Source organism: Roseburia sp. OF03-24, from assembly GCF_003463035.1.
Lineage (GTDB): Bacteria > Bacillota > Clostridia > Lachnospirales > Lachnospiraceae > Roseburia > Roseburia rectibacter.
In genome coordinates, this window is the sequence record NZ_QSCK01000001.1 from 19,780 (window position 1) to 36,927 (window position 17,148).

Here is a 17,148-nt window from a genome sequence, read left to right on the forward strand (position 1 = left end):
CTATCTGCCCCATAAAAATCCAAAAAAAACCTGACTTTATCATAGCAAAGTCAGAGTTTCTTTTCAATAGACATAATTTATCCTTATTCAAAAATAACATTGATTTTTTTACTGAGACGGATATCTGCCGATGACGCTCCAACCTGAATTTCATAAGTCCCACTCATCGGCAAAAACATCTTTTTTTGCACATCATGATGTGCAAAATCCTGTTTATCCAAAGTAAAACAGATCTGTTTTTCCTCACCAGCAGCCAGTTCCACTTTTTCAAATGCTTTTAATTCCTGAAATATTCTGTTTTTTTCCTGCTCCCGTGCAACATAAATCTGAACAGTTTCTTTACCCTCCCGGACACCTTTATTTTTCACAGTACATGAAACCTTAACAGTCTGTTTTTCACTCTCCTGCTGTGCGATTTTAAGATCATCATAAACGAAATCTGTATAGGAAAGTCCGTGTCCAAACGGAAACAATACATCTGTTTTTTCTGTATTATAATAACGGTAGCCAACCATTACCCCTTCCCGGTATTCCACACGGTCTTTCTTTCCAAAAGTTCCGATCGTATGTGCCGGACATTGTGACGCATCTCGGATAAACGTTTCTGCAAGTTTTCCGGACGGATTTACCTTTCCAAACAAAGTCTCTGCTATCGCAGTTCCGCCTTCCATACCTGCATAATAACTCCAGAGAATTGCTTTTGCATTTTCTGCCCATGGCATCTCAACCGGTGACCCTGCATACATGCAGACTGCCATATCCGGTGCAGCCTTTAACAGAGCCTCTATCACCGCATCCTGCCCGTAAGGCAGCTTCATGTCTGTGCGGTCGAGTCCCTCCACATCAAAATCGTGATTCAATCCGCCCACAAAAATAACGATATCACTCGCCTTTGCAAGTGCAACTGCTTCCTCTAAGGCTTCTTTCTGTTTTTTGTGATATGCATCCGCTGTGGCTTTCTGCTGTTTTCCCTGCGTACTTCCACTTACAGTACATTCATTTTCCGTATCCCCGGCATTCTCTGTACTTGCCGCCTGCCAGTTGATCTCAGACGCTTCCTCTTTGTCCGGGATCACATATCCCGGTGCGTAGGAAACATTGACATTTCCGCCGAGCAGCTTTTTGATTCCCATGAGCGGCGAAATCTCATACAATGCCTTGATCTCTGCACTTCCGCCTCCATTCGAATGGATTGCTGCGGCATTTGCACCGATCACGGCAACCCTGCAGCCGGATTCTGTGCAAAGAGGCAGTACATGATCTTTATTTTTCAGCAGGATCATTGACTCACGTGCCACATCAAGCACTGCCCTGCGGTGTTCTTCCGTATTATATGCACCGGTTTTACGGTTCTTTTTCTCTGGTCCGATCATCTTAAGACGCAGCATCATCCGAAGAATATTACGCACCTTTTCATCAACCATTGATTCCTCAATGTCTCCATCTCTCACAGCTTTTAAGAGCGGATCTGCCATGTACTGCTCATGGAACTGATATTTGACATCCATCTCAATATCCAGACCGGATTCTGCTGCCATTTTCGTATCGTGTACCGCTCCCCAGTCGGAGATCACGACTCCATCAAATTTCCAGTCTTTCCGCAGCTTCTCATTAAGCAGGGACTTACTCATACAGCAGTGCTCGCCGTTTAACAGATTATAAGCTCCCATCAGTGCAAGCGTGTGTCCTTTTTGTACTGCTGCTTTAAATCCCGGAAAATAAATTTCTTCCAGTGCAGCCTCATCAACGATCGTATCAACCCAGAGTCTTTCTGTTTCCTGCGAATTTGCTGCAAAATGTTTTACACATGCTGCCACATCATTTTCCTGGATTCCATCGATCATCGGAACCACCAGTTCTTCGATGAGTCTTGGATCTTCACTCATATATTCAAAATTTCTTCCACAGAGCGGGCTTCGTTTGATATTAATACCTGGAGCTAAGATCACATCCTTACCCCTGCCTCTTGCCTCTTCGCCTAAAACCCTGCCTGCTTTTTTCGCCAGATTGCGGTTCCACGTGGATGCGATGGCGCTGTTACATGGAAGATAGGTCACATAATCTTCCGTCGTTCCAATATTGCGCCATTCATTGTCTGCAAATTCTGCCCGCACCCCCATTGGACCATCTGACATGTAAAGCGGCGGTATGGAAAGCCGCTTTACCCCTTCGGTGCGGAATAACCCCGCACCGTGGATCATGCCGATCTTTTCTTCTAAAGTCAGTTCATTTAAAATCTGTTCAATATATGTTTCCTGCATTAAAATACAACCTCTGCCTTGCCGTTACCGTCAAATGCTACGATGACATTTTCCCCATCCTGTGTATAGGATGCACCGGTTACCTGCTTTGGAGTGCCAACGTTCATCAATGCCACTTTGGATGCCTTATTACTCTCTACCGCGATCTGATAAGAAGATCCGTTCTTTACAACATTTGCAGATGCTTCTTTTTCATTTTCCGTTCCATATACGACAGTTTCTGCCTTGATGCCATCTTTTAATGCATATGCACGGAATGTCACACCATCTGCATAGTCATAAACTGCATTATCATTTCTTGCTCCCATAGCCACAATACTGCCCTCTTTGACATAAAGAGGAATACTTAAGTAACCATGTTTCTCTTTGTACCATTTACCGCCTTCTTTGACTTCTCCGGTCAGTAAGGATGTCCAGGTTCCCTCCGGCAGATAATATTCTGCAATGCTGTCATCACGGAAAATCGGTGCAACCAGCAAGGAATCCCCTAACATATACTGAGTTGCCAGGTAAGCGCAGTTTTTATCCTCCGTAAATTCAAGCACCATGCTCCGCATCATTGGGATACCGGTCTTTGATGTCTCGATCGCATTGCGGTACAGATACGGCATTAAGGATGCCTTAAGCTGTGCAAAATAACGCACCACATCTACTGCTTCCTCATCATATGCCCACGGCACACGGTAAGAAGTAGATCCATGCAGCCTTGAATGGGAAGAAAGAAGTCCAAACGCACACCATCTCTTGTATACATCCGGTGTGGAAGTACTCTCAAATCCTCCGATATCATGACTCCAGTATCCAAAACCGGAACTTGTCAGTGACAGACCGCCGCGAAGACTTTCCTCCATGGATTCATAATCAGACCAGCAGTCACCGCCCCAGTGAACCGGGAACTTCTGTCCGCCCGCAGTTGCAGAACGTGCAAAAAGAATTGCCTCTTTTTCGCCTTTTTTCTTCTTTAATACATCAAATACCACCTTATTGTAAAGGTATGTATAGTAGTTATGCATCTTAACCGGATCAGATCCGTCATAATATACTGCATCCGTCGGTATTCTCTCACCAAAGTCGGTCTTGAAGCAGTCCACACCCATATCAAGAAGTGCCTCTAATTTTTTTCCATACCACTCGCAGGCTGCCGGATTGGTAAAGTCAACAATGGCAAGTCCCGGCTGCCACATATCCCACTGCCATACATCGCCGTTTGGACGTTTTAAGAAGTAACCACCCTCAACGCCTTCTTTGAACATGGAGGACTCTTGTCCCACATAGCTGTTGATCCATACACAGATCTTTAAACCTTTTGCTTTCAGTCGTTTTAGCATTCCCTCCGGATCCGGGAAAACTCTTGAATCCCAGGTAAAATCACACCAGTTAAAATCTTTCATCCAGAAACAGTCAAAATGAAATACTGATAACGGAATCTTGCGGTCAAACATTCCATCGACAAAACTGTTGACTGTCTTTTCATCATAGTTGGTCGTAAAAGATGTGGACAGCCAGAGTCCAAAAGTCCACGGTGCCGGAAGCGATGGTTTTCCGGTGATATCTGTATAACGCATCAGCACTTCTTTCATCGTAGGTCCGTTGATCAGGAAGTAATCAAGATTTTCGCCTGGTACGGAAAACTCTACTTTTGTCACCATCTCTGTTGCAACCTCAAAAGAAACGCACTCCGGATGATTTACGAATACACCATATCCTTTGTTTGAAATATAAAACGGAATATTCTTATAAGACTGCTCTGTGGAAGTACCGCCATCTTCATTCCAGATATCCACACTCTGTCCATTTTTTACAAATGCGGAAAAACGTTCACCAAGACCATAGATCAGCTCACCCACGGAAAGAGATAACTGCTCTCTCATATAAGCATCTTCCGGTCCTTTGTCATAAGCAAAACCTTTCCAGTCGGTTTTCATATATGCAAGGTCTCTCCAGCCGCTTGCCGTGATTTTCTCCTCACCGCGGTAGAAAGTCAGTGCCCCATTCTCTTTCTGCACCTCCAGACGCAGTGATCCGCTTGAAATAATCAATTTGTCTGCTGTCTCTTCCGTCTTTAAATGTCCGCTCTCTGCCGGTGCGATCTCAAAGGATGGTGCTTTCTTCTGCACGCCCATGTGATGATAAGTCTGAACCCTAAGCACTTCCTCATACGGTGCTGAAATCACGATCGTGAGGTTGATTCCGCCAAGGGTATCGCCGCGCTGTGTGATCTTGCTTGTCGGCGCACAGATCGTCACCTGATCTTTCTCGATTTTTGAAAAATATACTTCTGCCGGAGAAAAGCACTCGCAGCGCTCTTTCTGCAGCCAGCATCCATTACTGAATTTCATATGATAATCCTCCCTGTTTTCCGGAGAAAAATGCATGCTATGTTTTTTATAGCATTTGCCTCTTGCAGGCGCAGAGGATTTTTCTCCCTGTAATTATCTCATTTTGTCTCATCTTACTATACCCACCCTGCAAAAAATACCCTCTAAATTGTACATAAAACACTCCGTAAATTTGACAAACAAAACATTCACATTTATACTTACTTTTAGTTATTTTATCACTGGAACAGGAAGGTTATAGTATGTATCGGGTTTTAATCGCAGATGACGAATCCATTATTCGTGAAGGTATCAAATGTCTGTTTGACTGGGAGGCTCTCGGCTATACGATCGCCGGTGAAACTGCTAACGGTGAGGCTGCTTATCAACAGCTCCTTGCCTTACAGCCGGATGTCGTTCTTTTAGATATCCGCATGCCGGGAATGCTCGGACTTGATGTCATCCGTGAAGCAAGGGCACAGGGTTTTACCGGAAAAGTTATTATCTTAAGCGGCTATTCTGATTTCAAATATGCGCAGGAGGCCATCCGTTATGGCGTGCAGTATTATCTGACAAAGCCTATTGACGAGGATGAACTAGAAGAGATTCTTTGCTCGATCAAAAAAACTTTAGACAAAGACACTGCAACTGCAAATACAAGGGAGCATTACCGTGAAAAAGCAAGGGAAACCATCATCCGGGATCTTTTAACGAATGAAATCGATCTCTCCCACGTAAATGCTGCAGATCTGCATCTGACAGCAGATACTTACCAGGTTGTGATCTATGAGAAATACAGTCATAACACTGCAGATGCCTCCTACCGCTTTTCAGATCTTTTACGTGTGACCAATCAGGATAATAATTCCTATGATAATATCACCTTGCAGTATCAGGAAGTTATTTTGCTGAAAGGAACTTTTGCGATCCAGAAATTTAATGATTTTTTAGAGCGTTACCAGAGGGAAAGCCGCCCTCAGGAGAACTCGCCGCTCGACAGTCTTTTTATTACATACGGTGCATGCGTGTCAGAGCTTTCAGAAGTCCATACTTCTTATATACAGGCAAAACAGCTCTTAGAGCGCCGCTTCTTCTGCGAACAGGAACAACATACCATCGGCTATGATGAGCTGCCGGAACCAGACAGTTTAAAACTGATCTTAAACGATGTTTTTTTAAACCGTTATGCCACCAGTTTGTTTGAATATCTTCAGGCATTCAACCGCAACATGTTAGCGGAAAACTTAACACAGCTTACCAATGAGCTTTACCATGCTGCCGATACGATCGATTCCATACGGCTTTTTCTGACAGACCTTTATCTGCAGATCAAGGAACAGACAAACCGCCTTTATAATGGCGCAAATATCCCATTTCCAAGCAATGCAGACATCATCCGGCTGATTGAAGAAAAATATTATCTCTATGAGATCATCCTTTTCTTCACGGAACAGTTTGAAATGATCATGTCCTCGATCGGCAACTCTTCCCGTGAAAGCGTGCTGGATGATATCTTACATTACATCAACCACAATTATGCAAGCAATATCACATTGGAAAATATTGCACCGCTGTTTGGTTACAACAGCTCGTATCTCGGAAAGATCTTCCGCAAAAAGATGGGCGAAAACTTTAACTCCTATGTCGACCATGTCCGCATCAAACACTCGATGGAGCTCCTCTGTTCCTCAGAGTTAAAAGTTTATGCGATCGCAGAAAAAGTCGGTTACCGGAATGTCGATTATTTCCATATCAAATTCAAAAAATATGTTGGAAAAAGTCCGGCAGAATACCGGAAAGAACATAAAAATGAATAAATTTTCATAAAAACTGCCGCCCTACGGGTGAATAGATTTCCCCCTTTCTCTGTAAGTTCAGAAAAAGGGGGGCATATCACCGTGAGGCGGCAGTTTTTATTTTTAAGATCCGAGTGTCAAACGCTGGCTTTAAGTTTTTCGATTGGCAAATGGCACCGCATTGCCTGTCATTTTAAGAAATCATACTGTGACATATAAAGTTTATAATACTCACCCTTCTGTTCCATCAGTTCGTCATGATTTCCACGCTCTAAAATATCGCCTTTATCCACATATAAGATGCAGTTTGCATTTTTGATCGTAGAAAGTCTGTGTGCAATGATAAAAGAAGTCCGTCCCTTCAAAAGTTCGTTCAATCCTTTCTGCAAAAGCAGTTCCGTCTCGGTATCAATGCTCGAAGTCGCCTCATCTAAGATCAGGATCTTCGGATCTGCAAGCAGTGCCCTTGCAAAGGAAATAAGCTGTCGCTGACCGGCAGAAAGCCTGCTTCCTCTTTCATTCACTTCTGTTTCATAACCGTTTTCCATCTCCATGATAAAATCATGTGCACAGACTGTTTTTGCTGCCCGGATCACTTCCTCATCCGTTGCACTGCGGTTGCCATAGCGGATATTATCCATGATCGTTCCTGCAAAAATAAAGCTGTCCTGCATCATGATCCCCATCTGGGTCCTTAAGGAGTGCAATGTCACCTTCGAGATATCAATGCCATCGATCGTGATCACTCCGGAATCTACATTATAAAAACGGCTGATGAGGTTCACGATCGTGGATTTTCCTGCCCCGGTCGGACCGACGATCGCATAAGTTTCACCCGGTTCTGCCGTAAAATTAATATCTTCCAGAATCTTCTGCCCCGGTTCATACCCAAAAGACACATGGGAAAATTTCACTTCTCCCACCACTTCCGGCATCGGAATTGCATCCGGTGCATCCTTGACACCAACCGGCTCATCGATCGTCTCAAAAATCCTCTCCAGATAAGAGATTGCTGTCAAAAGTGAATTATAAAATCCTGCCAGCGTGTTGATCGGTGCCCAGAAACGCCCGATATATGCGGTAAATGCGATCAGCACACCGACTGTCAGTGTCATATCCGGTGCTAAGATCCATCGGACACCCAGCACATAGATCAGTGCCGTCGTAAATGTAGAGATAATATCAACACTCGGTCCCATTGTAAAATTAAACATTACCGCACGCATCCAGGATTTCCGGTAATTTTTACTTAAGTTGTTGAAGATACCTGTATTTTCATTTTCCCTCACAAAAGACTGTGTCACACGGATTCCGTTGATGCTTTCCGCAATATAAGCATTCAGGTTTGACTGTTTATTGCTCTGGATCTGCCATGCCCTGCGCTGTTTTTTCTTGATCAGGATGATCACAAATACAAGCACCGGCAGTCCGCACAGGCAGACTAATGTCAGCCGTACATCTAATGCAAACATGAAGATCAGAATGAAGATCAGATTGCACAGATCTGTAAATGTATTGACAATACCATTGCTTAAAAGATCACTTAAACTGTTCACGTAATTAACCACGCGCACCTGTATCTTTCCGTGTGGTCTGTCATCATAATAGGAAAACGGGAGTTCCTGCAGATGACAGAAAATATCGTAACGGATATCATGCACAATGTCCTGTCCGATCACACTCATGGTCTTAATCTTGATCCGCAGGGAAAGACCGGAATAAAGTGCGATCAGCAATGTTGCAGCGCTGTAAAAGATAATGGAGCTCATATCTTTCTGCGGAATACTGTTATCCATGACATTCTGAAAAAAGATCGGGATTGCCATGGTAAGCGCCGAGGAAGAAAGCATTAAAAGTATAACGCCTGCCATCTTCTTTTTGTATGGGGCAATATAGCCTGCCAGACGTTTGAGCTGGTTTACATCAAAGCTGTCCTCTAATATTTCATCCATATCATATCTGTTTCTTGCCATCTCATTTTTCCCCCTTTCCGCTTAAAATCTCCTGTGGGATCTCACCATACTGGTTATGGAAAGCTGTCGCATAATAACCGCCTGCTGCCACCAATTCCTCATGGGTTCCCTGTTCAATGATACGTCCGTTATCCATGACAAGGATCAGATCTGCATCTTTGATGGAAGAAATACGGTATGCTATGACAAAGATCGTGCATTTGTTATCCAGTTTTTTCAACTGGCTCTGGATATAACTCTCCGTCTCCATATCCACCGCTGACGTCGTATCATCCAGGATCAGAATTGACGGATCTTTTAACAACGCCCTTGCAAGCGAAATACGCTGTTTCTGTCCGCCGGAAAGTCCGACACCACGCTCACCTACAATTGTTTCATAACCATCCGGAAGTGCCCCGATAAAATGATTGGCATCCGCCATGATTGCAGCCTGTTTTACCTCATCAAAGGAGCAGGATGGTCTTCCGTATGCAATATTCCCTTCGATCGTGTCCGAAAAAAGGAATACATCCTGCATTGCCATACCGATATTATCCCGCAGGTTATAAAGATCCATGTCGCGGACATTCACACCATCCACAAGTACCTCTCCCGAAGTCGTGTCATAAAACCGGCAGAGCAGATTCATGATCGTTGATTTTCCGGCTCCGGTAGAACCGATAATACCGACGGTCTGCCCCGGTTTTACCTTAAAATTGACATCCATGACAATGTCTTCATCATCTGCACGGTAAGATACATTTTTAAACTCGATCTCACCTTTCAAATGCTTCTTTACCACTCCGGATACCGGTGTTTTTACATGCGGTTCCTCACTGTAGGTCGCATAGATTTTCTCCACGGAAGTTGTGAAATTGCTGATATCATTGACCAGCCATCCTGCCTGACGCAGCGGGTTGTTTAACATCCATAAATATCCGTTTACGGTAACAAGCTGCCCTAACGTGATTTCTCCCTGAATCACCATATAGCCGCCATATAGGATCAGAATGATCGTCAGTGCATACGAAAGCACCTCAAATACCGGCACATATTTCATCCAGATCTTTGACGCATCAATCTGTGCCGCACGGAATTTATCATTTTCCTTATTAAATTTTTCAATCTCAAAATCTTCTTTTGCAAATGCTTTTACCACGCGGTTTCCACTGACATTTTCCTGCACAAACGCATTGAGTGAAGAAAAACAGTCACGGTTGCGCTTGAATGCCGGACGTACCTCTTTTGTCTGACGATAAGTTGCAAATGCAGTAAACGGCAGTACCACAAGCATGGCAAGTGCCAGTTTTGTATTGACGGTAAAGATCATAAGCAGCGCAAACACAAACATCAGCACACTCTGATAAACCATGTAGACCACATACGCCACAAAATGACGGATCGCATCCATATCTCCGGTCTGCCGGCTCATCAGATCCCCGGTACGCTTCTTGTTATAAAATGCAAAATCCTCTTCCAAAAGTTTTCGGTAAACCTTATCCCTCATATCGTACAAAACACCCTGCGACGCTGTCTCAAATGCTACCTGAAACAGAAAACGTAAGATCCCCATCACGACCGTAACGCCGATCAGACAGCCGATAAACGGCATCAGCTTATCATATCTGCCCCCGCTTATGACCTGATCCACGATCTGCCCGGATATGTACGGATTGACCACCGATAACACAGATACCGCTGTGGTCAGTAAAATACCAATTATCATCAGTCCCCGGTACTTTTTCAGAAATGAAAAGAACCATTTCATTGGTGTCATAATAACCCTCCTACTCCCTTTTTGTTTTTCTTTCGGATTTTCAGTATAGTACTTCTGGGGTAAAAAGGAATGTACTATCTTGCACCGTTCATGTTATTTTTTGCAACGGAGGGGATGGTTTCTGATGGGGAATGTGATATACTATGACATGATTGACAAAATAATTTTTCAGACTTATACAAAGAAATGGAGATTACTATGTGCTGTGACAACCAGGAAGAACTGCTTGACCAACTGAATCCTACTTTTTTATTTACCTGGAAAGGCACCCGTCTGAAAGACGAGGAACTCTATCACAGCCATGATTTCATCGAGATGGCTTTTATTTTGTCCGGTCACGGAAGATACCGGATCAATGGCTCCTTGTATGATATCTCCGAGGGCGATATCATTATTTTAAATCCGGGGCAGAAGCATCAGGCACTCTGCACAGACCCTTCCAATCCGGCTACGGAATTTTTTGTTGGATTATGTGACGTCCGTTTTGGGGATTTCCCGGAAAATTATCTGCCGCTGCATTTAAAAGATCTGACATCCGATCCAGCCACACAGTCTCCTATTTTACATACCTCCGGCGAACTGCGCCAGAAGCTGTTTAAGATCTGCACAGCCATGAGCGTAGAAAATGACGTCTGCCGCAGCGGACGTTATATCATGTTGAAAAGTTATCTGATGCAGATGCTGATCCTGCTGCTGCGGGAACAGAGTGAACCGGTAAAAATCAATACCGGCTGCTCTTTTGAATCTACCAGCAAAAAATATGTAGTTGACCAGATCGTAAATTATTTTGAGGATCATTACAGTGAAAAGATTTCTTTAGATCAGATTGCAGAAAATATGTACTTAAGTCCTTTTTATATCTCACGTATTTTTAAAAGTGAGACAGGCGATACACCGATCCGCCACCTGATCAATATCCGCCTTGAAAAAGCAAAAGAATTGTTGGAAAACGGCTTTGACGGCAGCATCCAGGAAGTTGCAGCCGAAGTCGGCTATGATGATGTCTATCATTTCAGCAAGCTGTTTAAAAAACGGTTTGGGATGCCGCCGTCAAAGATCCGTAAATTATTATGATTCATTTAAAAATTTTTTCCAGAAATCTTTCGAGCCTGCGAATTCCAGTTCCTTGCCATTCTGGAATCTTTTACTGATAATGCCATCCTCTCCAAAACTTGGTGTGTATGTCAGATTTTTATATATTCATCGTCATATATGGGGGAATGCATATAATTCCATCTTTTACAATTAAATTTCTTGGATGAATAATATAACTTTCCCCTATGCGCTCCTTGTATTTTTCTCTGAAATTATTTAATGAGGTCGTTTTGTATTGCTTTCCTGACTTCACTTCAATCGGAAACATCTTATATTTTAATCTGCTGTTATTGGAAATGATAAAATCTATTTCCATATCATTTCGATGCTTATTTTCATTATAGTGTGTATAAAAATATAATTTATGTCCATTTGCCACCAGCATCTGAGCTATTGCATTTTCATAAAGCATTCCTTCATTAATCTGTAATTTGCCTGCCAATATCTGTTTATACACTTCATCTTCGAGTAATTCATTCTCATCAAATGCATGGCTTACCAAAAGCCCGGTATCTCCCATATAACACTTTACATAGCTCCTTGTCTCATTTAATGATAAACCCACATTAGGGGCATTACACAAAAAACACTCATTAGATATCATAGAATCCGACAACCAGAAAAATGTTTCTTCATACTGGTCTGCATAACTACCATCTTGTAGCTTTTTGAATACAACTCTTTTTTCATGCTGTGAAAGGAATCCCGGAATCTGGTCAAAGATTGCAAGAACTTTGCTTCTATATCTCATATCTATCTTCATAATATCTTCCCGATACAATTTAAGAATGTCCCTTTTTTCTCTATCCGCTTCTGTAAAATCTTTTTTGCTTTCAATAAATGCTACTACAGGCATAGGCATCCCACCAACAAGCATATACTGATGAAACAAAAGCATTGCCTGATTATGCATACTTCTTTCCAAAGGTTCTCTTTTTTCAAAGCATTTTTTTATATATTCAACCAGCAAATCTTCTTCTAATGCTATTGCAAATTCTTCAAAATCCAATGGATACATATTGATATGTCTTTCTTCTGACGGTATGACGATGTTCTTTACATTTTCTCTGATAGATATCAATGAACCAGTTTCGATATAATCATATCTTCCATCTGCCACTAAATATTTTATCGCTGCTCTTGCCTGTGGAAACATCTGCACCTCATCAAAAATAATAAGAGAGTTTCTCTCTGTCAGTTTTGTTCCAAAATGTGTCTGTAATAACATAAAAAATGTATCCAGATCATTCAGATATTTCTCAAAATACCCCTCAACTTCCTTATCTTTTTTAGCAAAGTCAATCAGAAGAAAACTTTTGTATTCGCTTTTTCCAAATTCTTCGCAGATGGTAGACTTTCCAATACGTCTGGCGCCTTCTATCAGTAAAGCTTTTTTCCCCTGACACTCCTTTTTCCATTCCAGTAGTTTTTTATATATTTTTCTTTTTAATATCATAGCTCCTCCAGATTATGCGCATATATATTCGTTCTATATTTTATGATTATACGCATATTGTAAATTGTTTTTTGATTATACGCAAGTATTATAACCATATTTTTTATGATTATACGCACATTCTATAAAGTCATATGTTCATGCTTTTCCTCATTTCCAATCATAAATCTTACCTAATTATATCGGGAAAAGCATTTTATATTATATACTGTGTTATTAATTTTCTGGAATTTGCGATGATATATTATATAGTACTGATTCTAAACGGATTTTGAATTTATTTGCAGGGAGGCTTTTATATGTCAATGAATATTAACGGTTTAGGTAATACCTATAATAGTATCAATACAAATAGTAAACAGTATAAGGCATTGAAAGAAAAAAGCTGGTTATCTGGAGTAATTGAAAATGAATCCATGATGTCTCCGGAAGAAAAGATGATATATGAAATATTCGGTGGAAGGGATACGATTATTAAAAATCTGATGAAGCAGTTTGATTCGGACGGAGATTTATTAAATTCAAATGGTGTTGCAGGTATGGATGTTACTGGAAAAGGTACATCATGGCAGAAACTTACAAATATATCCGAAGATCATCGTCAAAAAATGTTTGATAATGTGAAGCGGGAATTTATTCAGGAAAAAGGTCTTTCAAATGGTGACACAACAAAGCGTTCCGATATTTTCAAAGATTATCAGTTGAGCGTCAGCAAAGATAAGCGTTTAAGTGGTACATGGACTTTAGAACAATATGAAGGACAGTATAGAGCTGCTATGTATGCGGCAGTAAAATCAGCCAATCCAAATTGGAAGCCCAGACAAGCATTTGATGCAAGCATTCTTGATAATGTCACAAGAGAATCCGTAGAAGCTACACTTGTCCAAAATGGTAACAGACTCGTTCATAATTCTATTGATGTATCGGTATAAAGGAGAGAAATGTATATAGGCGGCAAATTATTAACTAATCTGCCGCCCAACTTTTAGCTTCCTTATTTCTGATATTTACACCATTGATTTCACAGCATTTGCTATTTCTGTACACTATTCTTCATTATTAAAGGTGTCATTTTTTCCATGAGTGCATCCGCGATACCTCTGTTGGCACACCACAGGTGCGAACCCCTTCACCGACGCCGCGCTCGGCGGAATATTGTCAAGTGTGTATGTAAGATTTTATGAAATTGCTTCTATTCTCATCTGAATAAACTAAACTGAAAAATCAAATCTTCCGCCGATTTTATTCTCCTCCGACTTGATGGAATCCCAGTCAACGTTTTTGATCTTATCCAAAAGTTCTTCTTTTGAATTTGCCTGAACCGTAGTTTTTCGTACTTCGATTTGCTTGGATTGTTCCTTTTTCTTTATCTCTTTCTTCTCAGCAGCTTTCTTTTCCTGAATTTTTTCAAGATATTCTTTCTGACTGGCTGATGATTTTTCTAACTCTGCATAGAATGTTGTAGTTCCGTCACTATTAAAAGAGATGCCAAATTTTGTAATTTTTGTATCAGTATCTGCATTGCCGTTAGTCTTACCGAATACTCTTTCAAATCCGAACTGGGCATTGATTTCATCTGACATACGCAAGGCTCCCTCAATGCTATGCATTTTTTCTGCATAATACTTCGAATCTGATTATTTACACCTTCAAATCAACCTTGTTCTTTTTTATAACTTCTTTATGCTTTTTCATCGAGAATACTTCTTTTTCTTCCTTTGTATCCTTTGCTTTTTCCAACTGCTTCTGTAGGATTTCTTCGGCTTTTTCACTCATATTCTGGAGAAAGGATTTTACTTTTGAATCTTTATGTCCTATTGCCCATGAACTAATATTTCCATCTTTATCTATTGCCCATCCCTGTTCAACTCTCCATCCAATATCTGCTTGTTGCTTTGCAAACTGCTCATCTAGTTTTTTCATGTTACCAATTTCTTTTATGTACTCATCTTCTAAGTCTGAATCATTTGCCATTTTTGTTAAAAACTGAGGAGAAATCACTACATTCATGGTAGTTGATTTACCATATTTCATCCCCGGACTATAATTTGCTGATGTAAAACTATAATTGTCATTTTTTAGAAAGATAGGAAAGTTCATCCGCTGCAGTTTTTCGGGTTGTCCCTGTCTTTACATCTTCTGTTTGCTCCACAACCTGCTTTTCTGTGGTTTCCTTAGCATTATTTTTCTGTATATTACCGGTATAAGCATTTGTGTAAATATTAGAGTAATTGTTTACACCTGTAACTGCCATACTAACATCTCCTTTCGTATTACAAAGCTTTCATTACCTTTTATTAGCATAATAATCCCAAATACCATTAAGCATTTTCCGATCACCATCTGATACATTCAGACTTAGCCTTAAATCTTTCCAGTCACCCGAATACTGCTGCGATAATTTCTGGTTATCCGACTGGATGGCGGATAAAAATGCCTGATATGCCGAATTTTGGATACCCCCCTTTTCTTTAGATTTAGCAGTATTCTCCTGGTTCTCACCTATGTTCTGTTCATTTGCTGTCTGTTCACTTCCTTTATGGTAAACTACCGATGGGGTAAAATCCTGTAATTCTGACCAGATTTCTGTTGAAGTTGCCATAAAATTACTGTGATTTTCATATGCCTGATTCAGCATATCCAGTTCTTTTTCTTTGGTTAATTCCTCAATTTTGCCCGATTCTGTCACATAATACTCCGGCTCATAATCTTGTTCCGCATATTTTTCTTCAATGCTGTTTTTCATTTTGTTATATGCTTCTGCCATTCTGTTTACATGATGTTCAAAGGAATCAGTTTTTACACTCTCTGTATCTTCTTTGACAAATATATCCGTCACTTCCTTCTCAAAACGGTTCTGATAATCCATAGAACTGACAGAAGATAAATGTCGAAAGCTCTCCTGCCCTGTTTTGGAAATGGAAAGTGTATCTGTATACTGTGTCATTTTCCTTTCTAAATCTGCCGGAACATTTTGCTTTGTATTTTTCCTGCTGTTATGTTCGATTGCAGAATATGTAATATTTGTATTATTGTAAATCTTCATAGCTGTTTCCTTCCCAGATAAATACCATCAGACTCTAATATCAATCGGCACATACCTTTTAATTGTGTCTGTTTGTACCATTTCTGCTGCCTCTAAACTATCTGTAGCAAGCTGCTCCTGCAAAACCTCGTCTGGAAGTTCTTCCATATTCTCCACAGTTTTTTCCGTCATCTGCTCTGTCATTTCTTCGGTTGTCTCCGAAAGTTCGTCCATGATTTCAGACATCATGCCCTTGTTTTCCTCTGTTCCAAGAGCTTCATCCACCATTTCTTCCTTTCGTTCTTCTTCTGTTTTAGGCTTATTCCTCTCAGCAGCTTCCGCAATCTTTTCGCCATGTTCTTCTGCCTCGTCCATGACATGAAACATCTGTGAATTATTATACTCCTGATTTGCTGCCGCAATTTCATCCTCATAATTATGAAACATTTCCAGCTTTTCAGAGATTTCTTCCAAACTGTCAGCCTTTCGGTTTTTCAAATTTTCTTTTTGTGCTTCAAAAAAAGCCACCTTATTATCCCGTTCCTGCTGTCGCTGCAATTTTTCCTGTGTACTTTTCAACATATTAGAACTATTAAATCTATTTATCAGTAAACCTCCACCGGATAAATTGACTGTAAAACTCATCTGGTTCCTCCTTCCCGACAAATTAATACAAAAGATTTTTCTTCTTGTCATTTAGGCTTAACATACTATACTTCCTTATCTATCTTACTTGACGTTAGAGAGGAATCCTTTTTAGAATATGTACCATTGTTTGTATAAGTCGCACTTGCGCGGTTCGCAGCATTTGATATACCAGTTGCTTTCTGGGCTGTTTTGCCTGCAAAGGAATTGTAACCTGTAAAAACCGTTTTCAATGAACTGATATCTGCTTTCTTCAATTCATCTTCATCCAGCTCCAGCTTGTTACCCTTTCCTATGGTAATACCTATTTTAGAAAGTAAATGACTGGTTTTGTCTGTCATGCCTGTCATCCATGAAGCATTTCTAAGGACATCTTTTGTATTGGATTCTCCTGCCTCCTTAACAACATCATTATAATCATCAATAAAAGATTTCACTTTTTTGGTAATTGCATCCCAGTCATAATCCTCTACCTCTGTTTCTTCCCCGGTCTTTTCATCCTTCTTTTTTATTTTCTTTTTTTCCCAGAGTGACGCATCGTTTAGTGCATCTGCTGATTTTTTCAGGGAATCCGCACTTGTTTTCATCAGTGTAAGCTTCTGTGAAGTATCGCCTTTCCCCGATAATTTTTCTGCATCCTGCTTTGCATAATATGCTTTCATAAGTTTTCCATAGCTTCCGTTTTTAATCGCAGCATAATCAGAAAGCATATTGGTGTTTCCTACGGATGAACTGTCGGAAGTTTCTCCAAATAATGCGGAATAATCTACATTGCTGTTATATTTACTTTTGTAATCACTAAAACTCTTAATCTCTGACATAA

The 17,148-nt window shown here is 40.8% G+C and carries 14 protein-coding genes; 3 read left to right on the forward strand and 11 right to left on the reverse strand.

Features of this window, described 5'->3' with window-relative positions; all coding sequences use genetic code 11:
* Positions 1-83: 83 nt before the first annotated feature.
* A complete protein-coding gene (locus tag DXA60_RS00110; protein ID WP_117918478.1) occupies positions 84-2,261 on the reverse strand; it encodes a beta-glucosidase in 2,178 nt (725 codons plus the stop codon).
* Positions 2,261-4,600, reverse strand: coding sequence for an alpha-xylosidase (gene yicI, locus DXA60_RS00115; RefSeq protein WP_117918480.1), 2,340 nt, complete (start codon positions 4,598-4,600; stop codon positions 2,261-2,263). Before yicI ends, DXA60_RS00110 begins: the two co-directional genes overlap by 1 nt.
* Before the next feature lie 242 nt (positions 4,601-4,842).
* Here yicI and DXA60_RS00120 point away from each other — a divergent pair, with 242 nt between their 5' ends.
* Positions 4,843-6,396 carry a response regulator transcription factor gene (locus tag DXA60_RS00120; protein ID WP_117918483.1) on the forward strand — a complete coding sequence of 518 codons (1,554 nt, stop codon included), beginning with the start codon at positions 4,843-4,845 and terminating at the stop codon, positions 6,394-6,396.
* Positions 6,397-6,563: 167 nt separating this feature from the next.
* On the opposite strand, the gene DXA60_RS00125 is transcribed toward DXA60_RS00120, so the two are convergent.
* Entirely contained in the window at positions 6,564-8,348 is a 1,785-nt protein-coding gene (locus DXA60_RS00125) for an ABC transporter ATP-binding protein (RefSeq protein WP_117918485.1), read from the reverse strand.
* A gap of 1 nt (position 8,349) precedes the next feature.
* Positions 8,350-10,104, reverse strand: a complete 1,755-nt coding sequence (locus tag DXA60_RS00130) for an ABC transporter ATP-binding protein (protein WP_117918488.1) — start codon at positions 10,102-10,104, stop codon at positions 8,350-8,352.
* A gap of 198 nt (positions 10,105-10,302) precedes the next feature.
* On the opposite strand from DXA60_RS00130, the gene DXA60_RS00135 reads away from it, so the two are divergent.
* Entirely contained in the window at positions 10,303-11,178 is an 876-nt protein-coding gene (locus DXA60_RS00135; RefSeq protein ID WP_117918490.1) for an AraC family transcriptional regulator, read from the forward strand.
* Between the two features lie 118 nt (positions 11,179-11,296).
* Here the strand turns inward: DXA60_RS00135 and DXA60_RS00140 are convergent, their stop codons facing one another.
* Positions 11,297-12,655 (reverse strand): ATP-binding protein, encoded by a 1,359-nt coding sequence (locus DXA60_RS00140; RefSeq protein ID WP_117918492.1) that lies wholly within the window; start codon positions 12,653-12,655, stop codon positions 11,297-11,299.
* Positions 12,656-12,960: 305 nt separating this feature from the next.
* Here DXA60_RS00140 and DXA60_RS00145 point away from each other — a divergent pair, with 305 nt between their 5' ends.
* The gene (locus DXA60_RS00145) at positions 12,961-13,587 is read left to right on the forward strand and encodes a DUF3879 family protein (protein WP_117918782.1); all 627 of its coding nucleotides are present in this window, start codon (positions 12,961-12,963) and stop codon (positions 13,585-13,587) included.
* Positions 13,588-13,866: 279 nt separating this feature from the next.
* Here the strand turns inward: DXA60_RS00145 and DXA60_RS00150 are convergent, their stop codons facing one another.
* The 6 genes from DXA60_RS00150 to DXA60_RS00175 all read right to left on the reverse strand — a co-directional run bounded on the left by DXA60_RS00150 (position 13,867) and on the right by DXA60_RS00175 (position 17,146).
* Positions 13,867-14,238, reverse strand: coding sequence for a DUF6033 family protein (locus tag DXA60_RS00150; RefSeq protein ID WP_241070959.1), 372 nt, complete (start codon positions 14,236-14,238; stop codon positions 13,867-13,869).
* Positions 14,239-14,296: 58 nt separating this feature from the next.
* Positions 14,297-14,689 (reverse strand): DUF6033 family protein, encoded by a 393-nt coding sequence (locus DXA60_RS00155; RefSeq protein ID WP_199536166.1) that lies wholly within the window; start codon positions 14,687-14,689, stop codon positions 14,297-14,299.
* 37 nt (positions 14,690-14,726) lie between these two features.
* Positions 14,727-14,909 carry a hypothetical protein gene (locus DXA60_RS00160; RefSeq protein WP_117918496.1) on the reverse strand — a complete coding sequence of 61 codons (183 nt, stop codon included), beginning with the start codon at positions 14,907-14,909 and terminating at the stop codon, positions 14,727-14,729.
* Positions 14,910-14,942: 33 nt separating this feature from the next.
* A complete protein-coding gene (locus DXA60_RS00165; protein WP_117918498.1) occupies positions 14,943-15,701 on the reverse strand; it encodes a hypothetical protein in 759 nt (252 codons plus the stop codon).
* A gap of 27 nt (positions 15,702-15,728) precedes the next feature.
* Positions 15,729-16,325: a hypothetical protein gene (locus DXA60_RS00170; protein WP_006859435.1), complete on the reverse strand. Its 597-nt coding sequence runs from the start codon at positions 16,323-16,325 to the stop codon at positions 15,729-15,731.
* A 65-nt stretch (positions 16,326-16,390) separates the two neighbouring features.
* Positions 16,391-17,146 (reverse strand): hypothetical protein, encoded by a 756-nt coding sequence (locus DXA60_RS00175; RefSeq protein WP_241070958.1) that lies wholly within the window; start codon positions 17,144-17,146, stop codon positions 16,391-16,393.
* Positions 17,147-17,148: the final 2 nt, after the last annotated feature.

Bases quoted from the DNA above. Each gene is read 5' to 3' on its own strand.
- DXA60_RS00175 (WP_241070958.1), bottom strand. From the start codon at position 17,146: ATGTCAGAGATTAAGAGTTTTAGTGATTACAAAAGTAAATATAACAGC.
- DXA60_RS00160 (WP_117918496.1), bottom strand. From the start codon at position 14,909: ATGGCAGTTACAGGTGTAAACAATTACTCTAATATTTACACAAATGCT.
- yicI (WP_117918480.1), bottom strand. From the start codon at position 4,600: ATGAAATTCAGTAATGGATGCTGGCTGCAGAAAGAGCGCTGCGAGTGC.
- DXA60_RS00135 (WP_117918490.1), top strand. From the start codon at position 10,303: ATGTGCTGTGACAACCAGGAAGAACTGCTTGACCAACTGAATCCTACT.
- DXA60_RS00165 (WP_117918498.1), bottom strand. From the start codon at position 15,701: ATGAAGATTTACAATAATACAAATATTACATATTCTGCAATCGAACAT.
- DXA60_RS00125 (WP_117918485.1), bottom strand. From the start codon at position 8,348: ATGGCAAGAAACAGATATGATATGGATGAAATATTAGAGGACAGCTTT.
- DXA60_RS00155 (WP_199536166.1), bottom strand. From the start codon at position 14,689: ATGAAATATGGTAAATCAACTACCATGAATGTAGTGATTTCTCCTCAG.
- DXA60_RS00145 (WP_117918782.1), top strand. From the start codon at position 12,961: ATGAATATTAACGGTTTAGGTAATACCTATAATAGTATCAATACAAAT.
- DXA60_RS00150 (WP_241070959.1), bottom strand. From the start codon at position 14,238: ATGTCAGATGAAATCAATGCCCAGTTCGGATTTGAAAGAGTATTCGGT.
- DXA60_RS00110 (WP_117918478.1), bottom strand. From the start codon at position 2,261: ATGCAGGAAACATATATTGAACAGATTTTAAATGAACTGACTTTAGAA.
- DXA60_RS00130 (WP_117918488.1), bottom strand. From the start codon at position 10,104: ATGACACCAATGAAATGGTTCTTTTCATTTCTGAAAAAGTACCGGGGA.
- DXA60_RS00170 (WP_006859435.1), bottom strand. From the start codon at position 16,325: ATGAGTTTTACAGTCAATTTATCCGGTGGAGGTTTACTGATAAATAGA.
- DXA60_RS00120 (WP_117918483.1), top strand. From the start codon at position 4,843: ATGTATCGGGTTTTAATCGCAGATGACGAATCCATTATTCGTGAAGGT.
- DXA60_RS00140 (WP_117918492.1), bottom strand. From the start codon at position 12,655: ATGATATTAAAAAGAAAAATATATAAAAAACTACTGGAATGGAAAAAG.